13 protein-coding genes and 2 tRNA genes are annotated in these 18,616 nt (G+C 67.7%); 8 read left to right on the plus strand and 7 right to left on the minus strand.

The features are described from left to right. Positions 1 to 8 precede the first annotated feature (8 nt). The 4 genes from msrB (at position 9) to QZM15_RS12990 (ending at position 2,212) form a co-directional block, all read left to right on the plus strand. The gene (msrB, locus tag QZM15_RS12975; RefSeq protein WP_302106522.1) at positions 9 to 440 is read left to right on the plus strand and encodes a peptide-methionine (R)-S-oxide reductase MsrB; all 432 of its coding nucleotides are present in this window, start codon (positions 9 to 11) and stop codon (positions 438 to 440) included. A 130-nt stretch (positions 441 to 570) separates the two neighbouring features. Then, the gene (locus tag QZM15_RS12980) at positions 571 to 1,101 is read left to right on the plus strand and encodes a septation protein A (RefSeq protein ID WP_059585190.1); all 531 of its coding nucleotides are present in this window, start codon (positions 571 to 573) and stop codon (positions 1,099 to 1,101) included. A gap of 1 nt (position 1,102) precedes the next feature. After that, positions 1,103 to 1,411 carry a BolA family transcriptional regulator gene (locus QZM15_RS12985; RefSeq protein WP_050013273.1) on the plus strand — a complete coding sequence of 103 codons (309 nt, stop codon included), beginning with the start codon at positions 1,103 to 1,105 and terminating at the stop codon, positions 1,409 to 1,411. Positions 1,412 to 1,429: 18 nt separating this feature from the next. Further along, positions 1,430 to 2,212: a peptidylprolyl isomerase gene (locus QZM15_RS12990; RefSeq protein ID WP_050013274.1), complete on the plus strand. Its 783-nt coding sequence runs from the start codon at positions 1,430 to 1,432 to the stop codon at positions 2,210 to 2,212. Positions 2,213 to 2,381: 169 nt separating this feature from the next. Here the strand turns inward: QZM15_RS12990 and QZM15_RS12995 are convergent, their stop codons facing one another. Together QZM15_RS12995 and purL are read right to left on the minus strand one after the other, a co-directional pair. Then, a complete protein-coding gene (locus QZM15_RS12995) occupies positions 2,382 to 2,930 on the minus strand; it encodes a GNAT family N-acetyltransferase (RefSeq protein WP_302106523.1) in 549 nt (182 codons plus the stop codon). Between the two features lie 7 nt (positions 2,931 to 2,937). Continuing rightward, positions 2,938 to 7,002, minus strand: a complete 4,065-nt coding sequence (gene purL / locus QZM15_RS13000) for a phosphoribosylformylglycinamidine synthase (protein ID WP_302106524.1) — start codon at positions 7,000 to 7,002, stop codon at positions 2,938 to 2,940. Positions 7,003 to 7,330: 328 nt separating this feature from the next. On the opposite strand from purL, the gene QZM15_RS13005 reads away from it, so the two are divergent. The 3 genes from QZM15_RS13005 (at position 7,331) to pgi (ending at position 11,963) form a co-directional block, all read left to right on the plus strand. Continuing rightward, complete coding sequence (locus QZM15_RS13005; RefSeq protein ID WP_124658600.1) at positions 7,331 to 8,632, plus strand: FAD-dependent oxidoreductase; 1,302 nt, start codon at positions 7,331 to 7,333, stop codon at positions 8,630 to 8,632. Positions 8,633 to 8,684: 52 nt separating this feature from the next. After that, a complete protein-coding gene (locus QZM15_RS13010) occupies positions 8,685 to 10,229 on the plus strand; it encodes an NAD(P)H-hydrate dehydratase (protein WP_226225157.1) in 1,545 nt (514 codons plus the stop codon). A 111-nt stretch (positions 10,230 to 10,340) separates the two neighbouring features. After that, positions 10,341 to 11,963, plus strand: coding sequence for a glucose-6-phosphate isomerase (pgi, locus tag QZM15_RS13015; RefSeq protein ID WP_059585184.1), 1,623 nt, complete (start codon positions 10,341 to 10,343; stop codon positions 11,961 to 11,963). Positions 11,964 to 12,034: 71 nt separating this feature from the next. Here pgi and QZM15_RS13020 read toward each other — a convergent pair whose 3' ends face one another. Continuing rightward, positions 12,035 to 12,751, minus strand: a complete 717-nt coding sequence (locus tag QZM15_RS13020; RefSeq protein ID WP_302106525.1) for an ABC transporter ATP-binding protein — start codon at positions 12,749 to 12,751, stop codon at positions 12,035 to 12,037. On the opposite strand from QZM15_RS13020, the gene QZM15_RS13025 reads away from it, so the two are divergent. Then, on the plus strand, positions 12,750 to 13,418 hold the full coding sequence (locus tag QZM15_RS13025) for an arylesterase (RefSeq protein ID WP_059645533.1): 669 nt from the start codon (positions 12,750 to 12,752) through the stop codon (positions 13,416 to 13,418). The genes QZM15_RS13020 and QZM15_RS13025 overlap by 2 nt on opposite strands. Before the next feature lie 75 nt (positions 13,419 to 13,493). Here QZM15_RS13025 and QZM15_RS13030 read toward each other — a convergent pair whose 3' ends face one another. From QZM15_RS13030 to lon, 4 genes are all read right to left on the minus strand, one after another. Next, positions 13,494 to 15,431: a SurA N-terminal domain-containing protein gene (locus tag QZM15_RS13030; protein WP_302106526.1), complete on the minus strand. Its 1,938-nt coding sequence runs from the start codon at positions 15,429 to 15,431 to the stop codon at positions 13,494 to 13,496. Positions 15,432 to 15,784: 353 nt separating this feature from the next. Further along, a tRNA-Asp gene (locus tag QZM15_RS13035) sits at positions 15,785 to 15,861 on the minus strand. A 23-nt stretch (positions 15,862 to 15,884) separates the two neighbouring features. Continuing rightward, positions 15,885 to 15,960: transfer RNA gene (locus tag QZM15_RS13040), tRNA-Val, on the minus strand. 207 nt (positions 15,961 to 16,167) lie between these two features. Beyond that, entirely contained in the window at positions 16,168 to 18,591 is a 2,424-nt protein-coding gene (lon, locus tag QZM15_RS13045; protein WP_059585180.1) for an endopeptidase La, read from the minus strand. Positions 18,592 to 18,616: the final 25 nt, after the last annotated feature.

Raw genomic sequence — 18,616 nt, forward strand, 5'->3', positions numbered from 1 at the left:
AGAACCTCATGTCCCACGATTCCGACGACAAAACCTACCCGTACCAGAAGGACGACGCCGAGCTGCGCCGCCGGCTCACGCCGATGCAGTACGAGGTCACGCAGCACGCGGCGACCGAGCGCGCGTTCACCGGCGAATACACCGACACCGAGGATGCCGGCATCTACAAGTGCGTCGTCTGCAGCACGCCGCTGTTCGAATCCGGCGCCAAGTTCCACTCGGGCTGCGGCTGGCCCAGCTACTTCAAGCCGCTCAACGGCGAGGTGATCGACGAGAAGGTCGACTACTCGCACGGGATGGTGCGCGTCGAGGTGCGCTGCAACAACTGCGGCGCGCATCTGGGCCACGTCTTCGAGGACGGCCCGCGCGACAAGACCGGTTTGCGGTACTGCATCAATTCGGCTGCGTTAAACTTCGAGTCCCGACCCGAAAACGAATGAGCGGCGCCGGGCGGATCTGCCGGGCGGCCAGCCTCGAGCCGGACCGCCCCGATCCGCGACGGCGATGCCTGGCGGGTCCCTACAACGGTGACGGGCCGCATGAGCGGCCCGTCACGCAGCTGCGAGCGCCATGAAATTCCTGTTCGATCTGTTTCCGATCATCCTGTTTTTTGTCGCCTTCAAGGTCTGGGGCATCTTTACCGCCACCGCCGTCGCGATCGTCGCGACGCTGGCCCAGGTCGCGTGGGTCGCCTTCCGGCACCGGAAGGTCGACACGATGCTGTGGGTCAGCCTGGGCGTGATCGTCGTGTTCGGTGGCGCCACCCTCGTCCTGCATGACGAGAAATTCATTCAATGGAAACCGACCGTGCTGTACTGGCTGTTTGCGATCGGGCTGCTCGCCGCGCGTTATGCGTTCAGCAAGAACCTGATCGAGAAGATGATGGGCAAGCAGCTCACGCTGCCGTCCCCCGTGTGGGACAAACTGAACGTCGCGTGGGCGCTGTTCTTCGCGGTGCTCGGCGTCGCGAACCTGTACGTGGTGCACAACTTCACCGAATCGCAATGGGTGAACTTCAAGCTGTTCGGTACGACGGGCGCGATGGTCGTATTCATCATCCTGCAGAGCCTGTGGCTCACGAAGTACCTGAAGGACGAATGACATGAGCGACGCCTTTCTCCACGCCTCCGCCGACGAACGCATCGCGCTGATCGAAGCGCGCCTCACCGCGTCGCTCGCGCCGCTGTCGCTCACCGTGCGCGACGACAGCGCGCAGCACGCCGGCCACGCGGGTGCGGCCGCCGGCGGTCATTTCACGGTCACGATCGTATCGTCCGCGTTCGCGGGCAAGCCGCGCGTCGCGCGGCACCGGCTGGTGTATGATGCGCTCGCTGATGCGATGCAGCGCGGCATTCACGCGCTCGCGATCGTGGCTTACACGCCCGAAGAATTCAACGAATCTTCAATCTAGTCTCATTAGGAATTCCCGATGATCCTGAAATCCCCCCGCCTGTGGGTCGCGGCGGCTGCGTTTGCAGCGGCGCCGGCATTCGCCCAGAACATCGCCGTCGTCAACGGCACGCCGATTCCGAAATCGCGCGCCGACGCGATGGTCGCGCAGCTCGTCCAGCAAGGCCAGACCGACGGCCCGCAACTGCAGCAGGCCGTGCGCCAGGAACTCGTGAACCGCGAAATCCTGATGCAGGAAGCGATCCGCGAAGGCATCCCGAATCGTCCGGACGTGAAGGCGCAAGTCGCCGTCGCGCAGCAGACCGTCGTGCTGCGCTCGATGATCGAGAGCTTCCTGAAGAAGAACCAGCCGACCGACGCCGAAGTGAAGGCGCGCTACGACGAACTCGTCAAGGGCGTGGGCGGCAACCGCGAGTATCACCTGCACCACATCCTCGTCGAGAGCGAACAGCAGGCGAAGGACCTGATCGCGAAGATCAAGGGCGGCGCGAAATTCGAGGATCTCGCGAAGCAATACTCGAAGGATCCGGGCTCGGGCAAGAACGGCGGCGATCTCGACTGGTCCGATCCGAAGGCGTACGTACCGGAATTCGCGGCGGCCGCGCAGAAGCTGCAGAAAGGCCAGATGACCGACGCGCCGGTGAAGACGCAGTTCGGCTGGCACATCATCCGCGTCGACGACATCCGCGACATCGCCCCGCCGCCGTTCGACCAGGTGAAGGCGCAGATCGCGCAGCAGCTCGTGCAGCAGAAGCTGCAGGCGTTCGAGGAAGGTCTGCGCCAGCAGGCGAAGATTCAGTAACGCCGGCGCGCGTCATACGCGCATCGCAAAGCCGCTCTTCGGAGCGGCTTTTTCTTTTGGCGCGCGCGAACATGTGTCTCGCGATGCGGCGACGCGCGGCCGACGTGCAATAAAAAACCGCTCCGAAGAGCGGCTTTGCCATGCCAGGTGTGACCGCACACCGCGTTCGCTACGCGGCGGGATAGAACACGTCGTGGTAACGCACGTTACCTGACGGCACCGGTGCCGATTCGTCGAACGACAGCGCGAGGAAATACTCGGCCGGCACGCCCGGAAACACGATGTCGCCGTGCGGTTCGAACCCGAAACGCGCGTAATACGCGGGCTCGCCGAGCACGACACAGCCACGCGCGCCGAGCCGCCGCAACGCGTCGAGCCCCGTGCGCACGAGCCCCGCGCCGATGCTTTGCCGCTGGCATTCGGGCCGCACCGCGAGCGGCGCGAGCCCGTACCACTGCTGGCTGGCGGCCGGCTCGCCGCCGATCGCAACCGGCGAGAACGCGACGTGCCCGACGATACGCCCATCGCGCTCCGCGACGAGCGACACGCTCAGCGCACCGTCGGCGCGCAGCGTGTCGACGATGCGCTGCTCGAACTGCCCGCCCTGCGGCTCGCCCGCGAACGCCGCGCGGATCACGCGGCCGATCGCGTCGGCCTCGCTCGCACGCGCGTCACGCAGCGTGACGACCTCGACCGGCGCGTTCGGGTCGAACATCATCCCCGGATCAGCCGATCCAGCGGCGTGCGTTGCGGAACACACGCATCCACGGGCTCGCCTCACCCCAGCCTTCCGGGTGCCAGCTCATCGTGACCGTGCGATGCACGCGCTCCATGTGCGGCATCAGCACCGAGAAGCGGCCGTCGGCCGTCGTGACCGACGTGATGCCGGCGGGCGAGCCGTTCGGGTTGAACGGATAGCGCTCGGTCGCTTCGCCGCGGTGGTCGACGTAACGCATCGCGACCGCGACGCGATCGATGTCGCCCTGCTGCGAGAAGTCCGCATAGCCTTCGCCGTGCGCGACCGCGACCGGAATCCGCGAGCCTTCCATCCCCGCGAAGAAGATCGACGGCGACTTCTCCACTTCGACGAACGAGAAGCGTGCCTCGAACTGCTCGGACTTGTTGCGCGTGAACTTCGGCCACGCCTCCGCGCCCGGGATCATCGACGCGATGCTCGACAGCATCTGGCAGCCGTTGCAGATGCCGAGTGCGAACGTATCGGGACGCGCGAAGAACGCCGAGAACATGTCGGCGAGGTTCGCGTTGAACCGGATCGTCTTCGCCCAGCCTTCGCCGGCGCCCAGCACGTCGCCGTACGAGAAGCCGCCGCACGCGACCGCGCCCGCGAAATCGGCCAGCGTCGCGCGGCCCGCGAGCAGGTCGCTCATGTGCACGTCGTGCGCATCGAAGCCTGCGCGGTCGAACGCGTACGCCGTTTCCAGATGCGAGTTCACGCCCTGCTCGCGCAGGATCGCGACGCGCGGCCGAGCGCCCGTCGCGATGAACGGCGCGGCGATGTCCTCGGCCGGATCGAACGTCAGCACCGGCGAGATGCCCGGATCGGCCGCGTCGAGCAGCGCGTCGTATTCGGCATCCGCGCAGGCGGGGTTGTCGCGCAGGCGTGCGATGCGCCAGCTTACTTCGCTCCATGCGCGATGGAGTTCGGTACGCGGCGCGTCGAAGATCTTCTTCGCATCGCGGTACACCTCGATCACGTCGCGATCGTTGACCGAGCCGATCACGTGCGAGCACGTCGACAGGCCGAACTCGCGCAGCGCGCCGAGCACCGCGTCGCGGTCGGACGCGCGCACCTGCACGACGGCGCCGAGTTCTTCGGAGAACAGCGCGCGCAGCGTGCGGTCGTCGCGACGGCCGCTCGTCTGCTTCGCCCAGTCCTTCGCGTCGCCGTAGTCGGATTCGTGGTTCGGGTCGAGCGTCAGCATGTCGACGTTCAGCGACACGCCCGCGTGGCCCGCGAACGCCATTTCGCACACGGTCGCCCACAGGCCGCCGTCCGAGCGATCGTGGTACGCGAGCAGCAAGTCTCGCGCATTGAGCGACTGGATCGCGTTGAAGAAGCGCTTCAGGTCTTCCGCGTCGTCGACGTCCGGCGTCGTGTCGCCAACCTGCTGCGTGACCTGCGCGAAGATGCTGCCGCCCATCCGGTTCTTGCCGCGGCCGAGGTCGATCGCGATCAGCACGCTGTCGCCCGCATCCGCCACGCGGCGCAGTTGCGGCGTGAGATGGCGGCGCACGTCCTCGACCGGCGCGAACGCGGAGATGATCAGCGACACCGGCGACACCACTTCCTTCGCGACGCCCTGCTCGTCCCACTTCGTCTTCATCGACAGCGAGTCCTTGCCGACCGGGATGCCGATCCCGAGTGCCGGGCACAGCTCCATGCCGATCGCCTTGACCGTGTCGAACAGCGCGGCGTCTTCGCCGGCCGTGCCGCACGCGGCCATCCAGTTCGCCGACAGCTTCAGCTTGTCGAGCGACGCGATCGGCGCGCTCGCGATGTTCGTGATCGCTTCGCCGACGGCCATGCGGCCCGATGCCGGCGCATCGATGACCGCGAGCGGCGTACGCTCGGCCATCGTCATCGCCTCGCCCTTGAAGCCGGCGTAGTCGAGCGCGGTGATCGCGCAGTCGGCCACCGGCACCTGCCACGGGCCGACCATCTGGTCGCGCACCGACGTCCCGCCGACGGAACGGTCGCCGATCGTGATCAGGAACGACTTGCTGCCGACCGTCGGGTGCTTCAGCACGTCGAGTGCGACTTCCGACAGCGCGATGCCCGTCACGTCGACCGGCGCGCGCTCGGTCTTCACGCGCACGACGTCGCGGTGCATGCGCGGCGGCTTGCCGAGCAGCACTTCCATCGGCATGTCGACCGGGTATTCGCCGGCGCCCGTCGCTTCGTCGTCGACGAGCTTCAGCTGGCGCTCGTCGGTCGCGACACCGACCACCGCAAACGGGCAACGCTCGCGCGCGCAGATCGCCTCGAAGCGCGGCAGGTCGGCCGGCGCGATCGCCAGCACGTAGCGCTCCTGCGCCTCGTTCGACCAGATTTCACGCGGCGACAGGCCCGATTCCTCGAGTGCGACCTTGCGCAGCTCGAAGCGCGCGCCCTTGCCCGCGCCGTCGACGATTTCGGGGAACGCGTTCGACAGGCCGCCCGCGCCGACGTCGTGGATGCTCAGGATCGGGTTTTCCGCGCCGAGCTGCCAGCAGCCGTTGATCACTTCCTGCGCGCGACGCTCGATTTCCGGGTTGCCGCGCTGCACCGAGTCGAAGTCGAGCTCGGCCGTGTTCGCGCCGGTCGCCATCGAACTCGCGGCGCCGCCGCCCATGCCGATCCGCATGCCGGGGCCGCCGATCTGGATCAGCAGCGAGCCCGCCGGCACGTCGTGCTTGTGCGTGTGCTGATCCGCGATGTTGCCGAGGCCGCCCGCGATCATGATCGGCTTGTGATAGCCGCGCACCGTGCCGCCGACGTTCTGTTCGTACACGCGGAAGTAGCCGCCGAGGTTCGGGCGGCCGAATTCGTTGTTGAATGCGGCGCCGCCGAGCGGGCCGTCGATCATGATCTGCAGCGGCGACGCGATGCGGTCCGGACGGCCGTACGGGCCGTGCGCTTCGTTCGGGTTGCGCTCGGCCATTGGCTGCGCGGCGTCGCGATCGTTTTCCCACGACCGGCGGGCGTCAGGCAGGTCGAGGTTCGACACGGTGAAGCCCGTGAGGCCGGCCTTCGGACGCGCGCCGCGGCCCGTCGCGCCTTCGTCGCGGATCTCGCCGCCCGCGCCGGTCGCCGCCCCCGGGAACGGCGAGATCGCCGTCGGGTGGTTGTGCGTCTCGACCTTCATCAGCGTGTGCGTGAGCTCGGTGTGGCGGCCATAACGTTCACCCGGCTCGCCCGCGGCACCCGACTTGCGCGGGAACCAGCGCTCGGCTTCGGCGCCGACCATGATCGACGAATTGTCCGAATACGCGACGATCGTGCCCTGCGGGCTCAGCTTCTCGGTGTTGCGGATCATCGCGAACAGCGACATGTCCTGCGCTTGCCCGTCGATCGTCCACTGCGCGTTGAAGATCTTGTGGCGGCAGTGTTCGCTGTTCGCCTGCGCGAACATCATCAGCTCGACGTCGGTCGGATTGCGTTCGAGCTTGCGGAACGCGTCGACCAGGTAGTCGATCTCGTCGTCGGCGAGCGCGAGGCCCAGCTCGACGTTCGCCTGCTCGAGCGCGGCGCGGCCGACACCCAGCACGTCGACGGTCGACAGCGGCTTGGCCGGCAGCTCGTCGAACAGATGCTTCGCGTCGTCGCGGGCCGCGACCACGCTTTCGGTCATCCGGTCGTGCAGCGCGGCCGCGACGGCCGCACGGGCGTCGTCCGACAGCGCCTTCTTGCCGCCGAGCAGGCCCGACTTCAGCGTGACCGTGAATTCGACGCCGCGCTCGATGCGCCGCACGTGCGTGAGGCCGCAGTGCTGCGCGATGTCGGTCGCCTTGCTCGCCCACGGCGAGACCGTGCCGAAGCGCGGCAGCACGACGAAGGTCTCGGTCGCGCCCTTCTCGCCCGTCGGCTGGAACGGCTCGCCGTAGTGCATCAGCGCGTCGATGCGCGCGCTGTCGTCGGCCGACAGCGGCTCGGCCGCATTGACGAAGTGCAGGAACTGGCCGCGCACCGCGACGATGTTGGCGTCGATTTGCCTGAGCGTGTCGAGCAGACGGGTTTGACGGAAATCGGAGAGGGCCGAAGCGCCGGGAAAACACGAGAAGTGAGCCATGGGCTGGACTGACGTCGAAGAGTCGCGCGAGGTGGCGACGTGGGGCGAAAGGAAGGCCGTAATTATACCCGGAAGTCGGGCGTCCCAGACCGGCCGATCGGTGCGCCTCATGCACCGCACCGGTGCCCGCGCGCGGGGCGCGCACGGCCGCCGGCCGGGCCGGCCCGAGCAGCCCGTGCGCCGCGCCGTCGTGGCGCGCCCGCACGACCCATGCTCGGCCGGCGCCGGCTCGCGCACTTTTGGCGCTATCATTCCGGGTTCACCGGGCCCGGGCCCTCAGCGAATTCTCACCGGGCGGCGTACGCGCCGCCCGTCATCGAAGCAATCCATGGATGTGATCGTCATCGGCGGCGGGATCAGCGGCGTCGCCACCGCCTACCAGCTGCGCGCGGCCGGCCATCGCGTGTGCGTGGTCGAACGCCACGCGACCGTCGCGCAAGGCGCGACCTACGGCGACGGCGGCGCGCTGCTGCCGAGCCCGCTCGACGTCTGGTTCGGCCCGACTTTCATGCGCCAGCGCCAGCCGCGCGACAGCGGCATCGTCTACAAACCGGGCTTGAACGGCGGCGTGCGCCGCTTCGTCAAGCAGCTCGGCGCGCTGCGCGAGCCCGACGCGTTCGCCGCACAGTACGCGCGGCTGCGCCCGCTGATCGACGTGTCGCGCGACACGCTCGCCGATATCGAGGCGCGCCTGGAACTCGAATTCGAGCAGAAGCCGGGCATCCTGCACGTCGTGCGCGATCCGCGCGACTGGGACGCGCTGCAACCCGCGCTCGACCTGCTGCGCACGCTCGACCAGCCGTACCGCACGCTCACCGCCGACGAATGCACGGCGCTGGAGCCGTCGGTGCCGGCCGAACCCGGCTTTGCGGGCGGCGTGCTGCTCGAAACCGAGCGCACCGGCAACTGCCCGCTGTTCGCGAAACTGGTCAAGCAGACGCTCGACGAGCACGGCGTGCAGTTCCGCTTCGGCGCGGACGTCGCCGCGATCCGCGTCGACAACGGCCGCGCCGCGGTCGAACTCGTGCCGCCGGGCAATGGAAACCCGGCGAAGGCGCGCGAGGTCGACGTGATGTCCGCCGACGCGATCGTGGTCGCGGCCGGCGCCGGCAGCCTTGCGCTGCTCGAACGGCTCGGCTGGCGCCTGCCGCTGCACCCGGTGCGCGTCCATACGCTCACCGCGCCGGTTGCATACGAAGAGCATGCGCCACACCTGAGCGTCGTCGATTCGATCAAGCGGATCTCGATCACGCGCACCCATCAGCGGCTGCGCATCGGCGGCGGCGCCGTGCTGCAGAGTCTCGCCGATACCGCGAAGCCGCTCGCCGAGCCGCTGTCCGAGGCCGCGCTCGCGCTGCTGGGCCAGGCCGTCCACGATTGGGTACCCGGCGCGGCGCGGATTTCGGCCGCCCTGTCGTGGCAAGGCATGCAACTGCTGTCGCCGGACGGCCTGCCCGTCGTGGGTCCGACCCCGCATCCACGCGTGTTCGTCAATTTCGGCCATGGCCCGGCCGGCTGGGGGCTCGCGTGCGGGTCTGCTAAAGTGGTGGCCGACTATCTGGGTGGCAACGTCCAGCACTGGCCCGCCGACACGCTCGCCGCGCTGAGCGCCGGCCGCTTCACGACCTGACCGCCGCGGGCCGTCCCGGGGCGGCATCCCTGCCAGCCGCCACGATCCCGCGATGACCGTTACCCACCCGCTTCCCGATTCCGATCCGATCGCGCTGCTGCGCGTCGCCGACCTGCGCGCGGCCGAAGCCGACGCCACCGCGGCGCTGCCGCCGCACACGCTGATGGGTCGCGCCGGCGCCGCCGCCGCACACTGGCTGTCCGAGCGCATGGCCGGCGACGAACGCGCCGTCTGGTTCGCGGTCGGCCCCGGCAACAACGGCGGCGACGCACTGGTGGCGGCCGCGCAGCTCCAGCAGCTCGGCGTCGCGACGCATGCGTGGATGCCGGTGCCGGTCAAGCCGGACGATGCGCAATGGGCGCTCGGTCTCGCGCGCTCGGCCGGCGTGCCGTTGTCGGCCGCCCCGCCCGCGTCGCTCGACGGCTATGCGTGGGTCGTCGACGGGCTGTTCGGCATCGGTCTCGGCCGCGCGCTCGACGGCGCGTTCGCCGAGCAGGCCGCGCGCATCGCCGCCCATGCGCGCGGCGGCGGCCGCGTGCTCGCGCTCGACGTGCCGAGCGGGCTCGACAGCGACACGGGCCAGATCGTCGGCGCGGGCGTCGCCGTCGCGGCCACCCACACGCTCACCTTCATCGGCGCGAAACCCGGCCTCTACACGGGCGACGGCCGCGACCTCGCCGGCGAGATCCACGTCGCGTCGCTCGACGTCGCGCCGCCGGCCGCGCCGGCCATCGTGCTGAACGCAGTCGCGCGGTTCGCCGCGGCGCTGCCCGTGCGCGCGTTCGCATCCCACAAGGGCACGTACGGCAGCCTCGCGGTGCTCGGCGGCGACACGGGCATGTGCGGCGCGCCGATCCTCGCCGCCCGCGCCGCGCTGTTCGCCGGCGCCGGCAAGGTGCACGTCGGCTTCCTTGGCGCGGGTGCGCCGCCGTACGATCCGCCCTTTCCCGAACTGATGCTGCATCCGGCCGACACCCTCGACCTCGGCGCGATGACCGCGATCGCGGCCGGTTGCGGGCTCGGCACGCGCGAGGCCGCGGCGACGCTCGTGCGCGACGTGCTCGCGCACGACACCGCGACGCTGCTCGATGCCGACGCACTGAATCTCGTCGCGACGCACGCGGACCTCGCGGCCGCGGTCGCCACGCGCGGCGCGCGCGGCAATCCATGCGTGCTGACGCCGCATCCGCTCGAAGCCGCACGCCTGCTCGGCAGCGACACCGCCGCCGTGCAGCGCGATCGCGTCGCGGCCGCACAGGCGCTCGCCGCCCGTTACGCGGCCATCGCCGTGCTGAAAGGCTCGGGTACGGTGATTGCGGCGCCCGACGGCCGCGTGACGATCAACCCGACCGGCAACGCGGCGCTCGCCACCGGCGGCACCGGCGACGTGCTCGGCGGCCTGATCGGCGCGCTGCTCGCGCAGCGGGTCGCGCCGTACGAGGCCGCGCTGGCCGGCGTCTACCTGCACGGCCTCGCGGCCGACACGCTGACCGCGAACGGCACCGGACCGGCCGGGCTGACCGCGGGCGAGCTCGCGCCGATGGTGCGCACGCTGATCAATCGCCTTTTTTATCCGTCGCCGCGCGCCGACACGTAACGCCGCTATACTGACTGCCCCGCCGCACGGCGGGCCTTCTCGTCCGCCGGCTTTCCGATCCCGATGAGCCGGCGCGGCATTCCTCCCGATTCACGCTTCACTCGAACCGCCATGACGCTGAAATCGCTCCCCGCCTGGACTGCCCTTCAATCCCACTTCGAACAGATCCGCCACGCGCGGCTGCGCGACTGGTTCGCGCCGGAAAACGACCGCGCGCCCACCCGCGCCGAGCGCTTCACGATTGCCGGCGGCGGTCTCGCGGCCGATTTCTCGAAGAACCGTATCGACGACGAAACGGTACGTCTGCTGGTGCAGCTCGCGCGCGACGCGGGCGTCGAAGCGCGCCGCGACGCGATGTTCGCGGGCGAGATCGTCAACCCGACCGAAGGCCGCGCCGCACTCCACACCGCGCTGCGCGCGACCGACCCGCAGGCGCCGTTTCACGCGCAGGTGAGCGCCGAGCGCGCGAAAATGGCGACGTTCGCGCGCGCCGTGCGCGGCGGCACGTGGACGGGCTATACGGGCAAGCGTATTCGCCACGTGATCAATATCGGCATCGGCGGCTCCGATCTCGGGCCGAAGATGGTCGTGCATGCGCTGCACCACGTCGCGACGCCCGAGATCTCGACCCACTTCGTGTCGAACGTCGACGGCGCCGATCTCGCGCGCGTGCTCGAACAGGTCGATCCCGAGGAAACGCTCGCGATCATCGTGTCGAAGACGTTTACGACGCTCGAGACGATGACCAACGCACGCTCGCTGCGCGACTGGTTCGTCGCGCGCGGCTGCCCAGAGGACGCGCTCGCGAAACACTTCGTCGGCGTGTCGGCGAACCCGGCCGAAGTCGTGAAGTTCGGCATCGCCGCGGACAACGTGTTCGAAATGTGGGACTGGGTCGGCGGCCGCTATTCGCTGTGGTCGGCGGTCGGCCTGTCGATCATGATCGCGGTCGGCCCCGAACGGTTCGACGAGCTGCTGGCCGGCGCGAACGACATGGACCGCCACTTCCGCGAAGCGCCGCTCGAGCGCAACCTGCCGGTGCTGCTCGGCCTGATCGGCATCTGGTACCGGAATTTCTTCGGCTCGCAGAGCTATCTCGTCGCGCCGTATTCGGAAGCGCTGCACTACCTGCCGTCGTACCTGCAGCAGCTCGAAATGGAGAGCAACGGCAAATCCGCGCGCCTGGACGGCACCTTCGTCGACTACCCGACGTCGGCCGTCACGTGGGGCGAGCCGGGAACCAACGGCCAGCATGCATTCTTCCAGATGCTGCACCAGGGGCCGACGATCGTGCCGATCGATTTCATCGCGGTGCTGACGCCCGAACATCCGCTGGCGAGCCATCATCCGAAACTGCTCGCGAACTGCTTCGCGCAGAGCGAGGCGCTGATGCTCGGCCGCACGCTCGAAGAAGCGCGCAAGGTGGCCGGGCCGGGCAAGGAAGCGCTCGCGCCGCACCTGACGTTCCCCGGCAACCGCCCGACCACGACGCTGCTCGTCGATGCGCTGACGCCGCGCACGCTCGGCGCGCTGATCGCGCTTTACGAGCACAAGGTGCTCGTGCAGGCGACGGTGTGGGACATCAATCCGTTCGACCAGTGGGGCGTCGAGCTCGGCAAGATTCTCGGCAAGGTCGTCGAAGCCGACCTGTCGGCCGAATCGGTCGATCCGGCGAAGCACGACTCGTCGACCACGGCGCTGATCGAGCGCGCCCGTGCGGCGCTCAAGCGTTGAAGAAGGACTGACGCGACGGCGTCGCACCCGTGCCGGCCGCGCAATTCACCATGCGCGGCCAGCACGGATATTCACGCGTCACGCGGAGCGATTGTGTGCGGCGCGACGATGCGCCCGGCGTCGATGGTGACTGTCGTCGCGCAGCGGCGCGCGAGTTCGGTATCGTGCGTGACGAGCACGAGCGTCGCGCCATGCGTGCGGTTCAGCTCGAACATCAGGTCGATGACCGCGTGCCCGGTGGCCGCGTCGAGGCTGCCGGTCGGCTCGTCGGCGAACAGGATCGCCGGGCGCGTGACGAACGCGCGGGCGAGCGCGACGCGCTGCTGTTCGCCGCCCGACAGCAGCTTCGGATAATGCGCGGTGCGTTCGCCGAGACCGACCTGCACGAGCAGCGCGCGGGCGCGGTCGGCCGCGTCGCGCGCGCTGATGCCGCCCTGCAGTTCGAGCGGCAGCATCACGTTCTCCAGCGCCGTCAGGTGCGGCATCAACTGGAACGACTGGAACACGAACCCGACCGCGCCGTTGCGCAGCGCCGCGCGTTCGTCCTCGTCGAGCGGGTCGAGCGCGCGGCCGAGCAGGCGAACCGTGCCGCTCGTCGCGCTGTCCAACCCCGCAAGCAGGCCGAGCAGCGTCGATTTGCCCGAGCCCGACGCGCCGACGATCGCGAGGCTGCTGCCCGGCTGCACGGCGAGCGTGATGCCGTCGAGGATCGTCAGCTCGCCCGTTGCATCGGCAACCCGCTTGCACACGTCATTGACTTCGATGATCGGATCGGTAATCTTGAACATGGACACGACATTTCGCTGGAAAAGACGCGCGGCGGCCGCCGCGCTGCTGGGCACGCTGCTGGCCGTCACCGTACCCGCACGCGCCGCGACGGCGCCGGCATCGAGCCCGCCCGTGATCGTCGTGCTCGGCGACAGCCTGTCGGCCGAATACGGATTACCGCGCGACACTGGCTGGGTGGCGCTGCTGCGGCAACGGCTCACCACCGAGCGAATCGATTATAGCGTCGCGAACGCCAGCGTCAGCGGCGACACCACGAGCGGCGGCCGTGCGCGGCTGCCGGCGGTGCTGCAGCGGCTCAAGCCGTCGATCGTCGTCGTCGAACTCGGTTCGAACGACGCGCTGCGCGGCGTACCGCTCGCGACGACCGAGCAGAACCTGCGCGACATCATCGCCGGCGCACGGCGTGCACAGGCAAAGGTCGTGCTGGTCGGCATGTACGTGCCGCCCAATTACGGCCCCGACTACACGCAGAAGTTCCACGCGCTCTATACGCGGCTGTCGAAGGACCTCGGCGTGCCGCTCGTGCCGTTCCTGCTGGCCGGCATCGAGAACAAGCCCGAGATGTTCCAGGCCGACCAGATGCATCCCGCGCAGCAGGCCCAGGGCATTCTGCTCGACAACGTGTGGCCGACATTGAAGCCGCTGCTCGGCAAGCCGCGCGGCTGACCGCAGCCGACGCACCGGAAAACGAAAAGCCCCGCTTCGAGCGGGGCTTTTCGATGGTTGCGGGCGAAACGACGCTCAGTTGTCGCCGTCCTGCTGCTGGCTGGCCGTCGTGCTGCCGTACAGCTTCACCTTCGAGCGATCGCGCAGCGCGGCGAGGTACGCCTCGCCTTCGCTTTGCGCGTCGACCTGGGCCATCTGCTGCTGCGCGGCCGCCAGTTGCTGCGGATCGACCGCCGAACCCGGAATGACCGCGTTCACGCGATAGATCGCATAGCCGTCCGCGCCGAGGTCGACACCGACGTAAGCCGGCAGCGTCTTCGCATCGACCTTGTAGACGGCGCTCAGCGCAGCCGGCGTCAGGCCCTGCGACTGCGTGCGCGACACCTTCTGCGCGGCCGTAAAGCCGTCCGTCGACTTCGACTTCTGCAGTTCGGCCAGCTTCGCCGCACCGTCCTTCTTCGCGAGTTCCGCGGCCTGCTCGGCGATGACCTTCTGGCGCACGACATCCTTGATCGCGTCGAGCGCGGGCACCGCGGCCGGCTTGTGCTCGGTCACGCGCGCCGAGATCAGCGTGTTGTTGCCGACGTCGATCGCCTGCGTGTTGTTCTGGTTCTTCACCGCGTCGTTCGCGAACACGGCGGCCAGGAACTTCGGATTGTTCAACGGGCTCGTCGGCGGCAGTTGCGGATTCGGCGTCGGCGTGACCGTGGCCGTCTGGATCGTCAGCTTGTACTTGTCCGCGGCCGGCTGCAGCGTCTTCGCCTTTTCGTAGACGGTCGACGTGAAGCCTTCCGCGTTGTCCGAGAACGCCTTCGATGCGTACTGCTGCTTCAGGTCGACCGCGATCTGGTCCTTCACTTCCGCGAACGGCTTGACGACGGCCGGCTTCACTTCGGTCGCCTTCAGGATGTGGAAACCGAGATCCGACTGCACGATACCGCTGACGTCGCCCTGCTTCAGCGAGAACGCGGCATCGTCGAACGCCTTGCCGCCCGCGGTCGAGCCGCGCGTGATGAAGCCGAGGTCGCCGCCCTTCGCCGCCGACGGTGCGTCCTGCGAGTTCTTCTGCGCGATCTGCGCGAACTGGTCCGGATGCGCCTTCACGTCGGCGAGCAGTTGCTCGGCCTTCGCCTTCGCGGCTGCCTTGTCGGCCGCGCTCGCGTTGCCCGGCGCGGCGATGAAGATGTGGCTCACGCGCACCTGCGCTTCGGTACGGAAGTGCGTCGGGTTGTCGTCGTAGAACTTCTTGATGTCCGCCTCGGTCGGCTGCGCGCTCGCGGCCGCCGCTGCCGGCGAATAGACGAGGTACTGGATCGTCGCGGTTTCCGGCGTCGCGAAGCTCTGCTTGTGCGCGTCGTAGTACGCGGCGAGCTGCGCGTCGGTCGGCTGGACCTTCGCTGCGAAGTCGCTCGTCTTCAGCACGAGCGCCTGCACTTCGCGCTGTTGGGCGGCGAGTTCGGACAGGCGTTGCGCGAGGCTCTTCGGCGTGAACGCGCTCGACACGATGCTTGCGGGAATCTGCTGCAGCGCGAGGCTGTAACGCACCCGCTCCTGGTACTGCTCGGGCGTCATCCCCTGGAACGACAGCAGTTGCGCATAGCGTTCGACGTCGATCGTGCCATCGGGCTTCTTCAGCGACGCGATCATCGGGTCGCTCATCAGCGCGTCGCGCACGGCATTGTCGGAGGCGGTCAGGTGCAGGCGTTGCGTCTCGTCGGCCAGCACGCGTTGCTGGATCAGGCCGTCGAGCACCTGCTTGCGATGCTCGGGCGTATCGAACATCTTGATGTCGAACTGCCCGCCGAGCGCCTGGCGCGCCTGGTCGATCTGCTGACGGAACGCGCCGTCGAATTCGACCCGCGTGATCTTGTGTCCGTTGACCTCCGCGACGTTCGCACTGTCGTCGAAGAAGCCGCGGAAGCCTTGGATCCCGACGAAACCCAGCCCCGGCAACACGATCAGGAGCAGGAGCGCCATCATCAGGCGCTGGTGATTACGGAAGAAATCGAGCATGCGTGACGGGAAAATTGGACAAAACGTCCGATATTACAACATACGGGGTGGGACGGGATAAAACGCAGGCGGCTTCCTCCGCTTCGCAGTCACGCGCCCGCCAGCGGGCGCAAAACCACAACGTACAAACAGCAATGCCCGCACGAAGCGGGCATTGCTGTTTGTTTGGCGGAGCGGACGGGACTCGCCTACATCCCGCAGGCCGCGGCTGCGCTTGCAAGCGCAGCCCTTCGAGTCCCGCCGGAAGCCGCGCAGGCGGCTTCCTCCACTCCGCAGTCACGCGCACGCAAGCGTGCGCAAAACCACAACGCACAAACAACAATGCCCGCACGAGGCGGGCATTGTTGTTTGCTTGGCGGAGCGGACGGGACTCGAACCCGCGACCCCCGGCGTGACAGGCCGGTATTCTAACCGACTGAACTACCGCTCCTTGGTCTGGCTGAATCGTGAAACTGGTGGGTGCTGAGGGGTTCGAACCCCCGACCTACGCCTTGTAAGGGCGCCGCTCTACCAGCTGAGCTAAGCACCCGCTTCCGATTCGTTCCGACTGCGATCTGCGTTTCCGCATCAACAATCAGCGAGCCCGCAAGTTTAATTCATCCCCGATCATTTTGCCAAGCCCGTGCGTGAATTTTTTTAACGCCCGCGCTCGCACGATGCCGACGCGCATAAAAAAACCCGCGGGCATCGCCGCGGGTTTCGTGAACAACCGTCAACAACGACGGTCGTCAGGGTCTCAGTGCTTGACGACTTCCGTCGAGCCGGCATCCTTCGCCGCCTCGCCGACCGGCGCCGCTGCCTTCGCTTCTTCTTCCGGCGGCAACGGAGTCGGCGAACGCTCGAGCGCGAGCTCCAGCACCTTGTCGATCCAGCGGACCGGCACGATCTCGATCGCGTTCTTCACGTTGTCCGGAATGTCCGCGAGATCCTTCACGTTCTCTTCCGGAATCAGCACGAGCTTGATGCCGCCGCGATGCGCCGCCAGCAGCTTCTCCTTCAGCCCGCCGATCGGCAGCACTTCGCCACGCAGCGTGATTTCGCCCGTCATCGCGACGTCGGCCCGCACGGGAATACCCGTCAGCACCGACACCAGCGCGGTCGTCATCGCACCGCCGGCGGACGGACCGTCCTTCGGCGTCGCGCCTTCCGGCACGTGGATGTGGATGTCCTGCTTCTCGAACGCTTCGTCCTTGATGCCGAGACGCCGCGAACGCGAGCGCACGACCGAACGCGCAGCCTCGACCGACTCCTTCATCACGTCGCCGAGCGAGCCCGTACGAATCACGTTGCCCTTGCCCGGCATCACCGCGGCTTCGATCGTCAGCAGGTCGCCGCCGACTTCCGTCCACGCGAGGCCCGTCACCTGACCGACCTGGTTTTCCTTCGCCGCGAGGCCGAAGTCGTACTTGCGCACGCCGAGGAATGTGTCGAGGTTCTCGCCATCGACCTTGATCGCACCCGATGCCTTCTTCAGCAGCAGCATCTTCACGACCTTGCGGCAGATCTTCGACACTTCCCGCTCGAGCGAACGCACACCGGCTTCGCGCGTGTAGTAGCGGATGATGTCGCGGATCGCCTGTTCGGTGACCTCGACCTCGCCTTCCTTCAGCCCGTTGTTCTTCTTCTGCTTCGGCAGCAGGTAACGCTGGGCGATGCTGACCTTCTCGTCTTCCGTGTAGCCCGACAGACGGATCACTTCCATCCGGTCGAGCAGCGGCGGCGGGATGTTCAGCGAGTTCGACGTCGCGACGAACATCACGTCCGACAGATCGAAATCGACTTCGATGTAGTGGTCGGCGAACGTGTGGTTCTGTTCCGGATCGAGCACTTCGAGCAGCGCCGACGACGGATCGCCGCGGAAATCCATGCCCATCTTGTCGACTTCGTCGAGCAGGAAGAGCGGATTGCGCACGCCGACCTTCGCGAGGCTTTGCAGGATCTTGCCCGGCATCGAACCGATGTACGTGCGGCGGTGACCGCGGATCTCGGCTTCGTCACGCACGCCGCCGAGCGCCATCCGGACGAACTTGCGGTTCGTCGCACGCGCGATCGACTGGCCGAGCGAGGTCTTGCCGACGCCCGGAGGCCCGACGAGGCACAGGATCGGCGCCTTCACCTTGTCCACGCGCTGTTGCACCGCGAGATACTCGAGGATCCGTTCCTTGACCTTCTCGAGGCCGAAGTGATCCTCGTCGAGCACCTGCTCGGCGTTCGACAGGTCGTTGTTGACCTTGCTCTTCTTGCGCCACGGCAGGCCGATCAGCGTGTCGATGTAGTTGCGCACGACGGTCGCTTCCGCCGACATCGGCGACATCAGCTTCAGCTTCTTCAGCTCGGCGTCGGCCTTCTTCTTGGCTTCCTTCGGCATGCGCGCGGCGTTGATGCGCTTCTCGAGTTCCTCGAGATCCGCGCCCTCCTCGCCCTCGCCCAGCTCCTTCTGGATCGCCTTGACCTGTTCGTTCAGGTAGTACTCGCGCTGGCTCTTTTCCATCTGGCGCTTCACGCGCCCGCGGATGCGCTTTTCGACCTGCAGGATGTCGATCTCGGCTTCGAGCTGCGCGAGCAGATGCTCGAGGCGCTCGATGACCGGGAACATCTCGAGGATGTGCTGCTTCTGGTCGAGCTTGAGCGGCAGGCGCTCGGCGATCATGTCGGCGAGACGGCCCGCTTCGTCGATGCCCGACAGCGACGTGAGGATCTCCGGCGGGATCTTCTTGTTCAGCTTCACGTACTGGTCGAACTGCGACACGATCGCGCGGCGCAGCGCTTCCGTTTCAGCGCTGTCGGCGTGATCGGGCTCGAGCGGCATCACGTCGCAGGAGAATTGCGTCTCCTGTTCCTCGATGGACAACGCCTTCGCGCGCTGCAGGCCTTCGACGAGCACCTTCACGGTGCCGTCCGGCAGCTTCAGCATCTGCAGAATGTTGGCAATACAACCGACCTCGTACATGTCCTTTTCGGTCGGTTCATCCTTGGCCGCGGTTTTCTGGGCGACGAGCATGATGTGCTTGCCGCCTTCCATCGCTGCTTCGAGGGCCTTGATCGATTTCGGCCGGCCCACGAAGAGCGGAATGACCATGTGCGGGAAAACGACGACATCCCGCAGCGGCAGCAGCGGGAGCGTGATGCGTTCCGGCGGGAGAAGTTGGGTGCCTGACATTTCATTTCCCCATGAGTGGAATCAA

The sequence above is a fragment of the Burkholderia sp. AU44665 genome, from assembly GCF_030504405.1.
Taxonomy (GTDB): Bacteria; Pseudomonadota; Gammaproteobacteria; order Burkholderiales; family Burkholderiaceae; genus Burkholderia; species Burkholderia semiarida.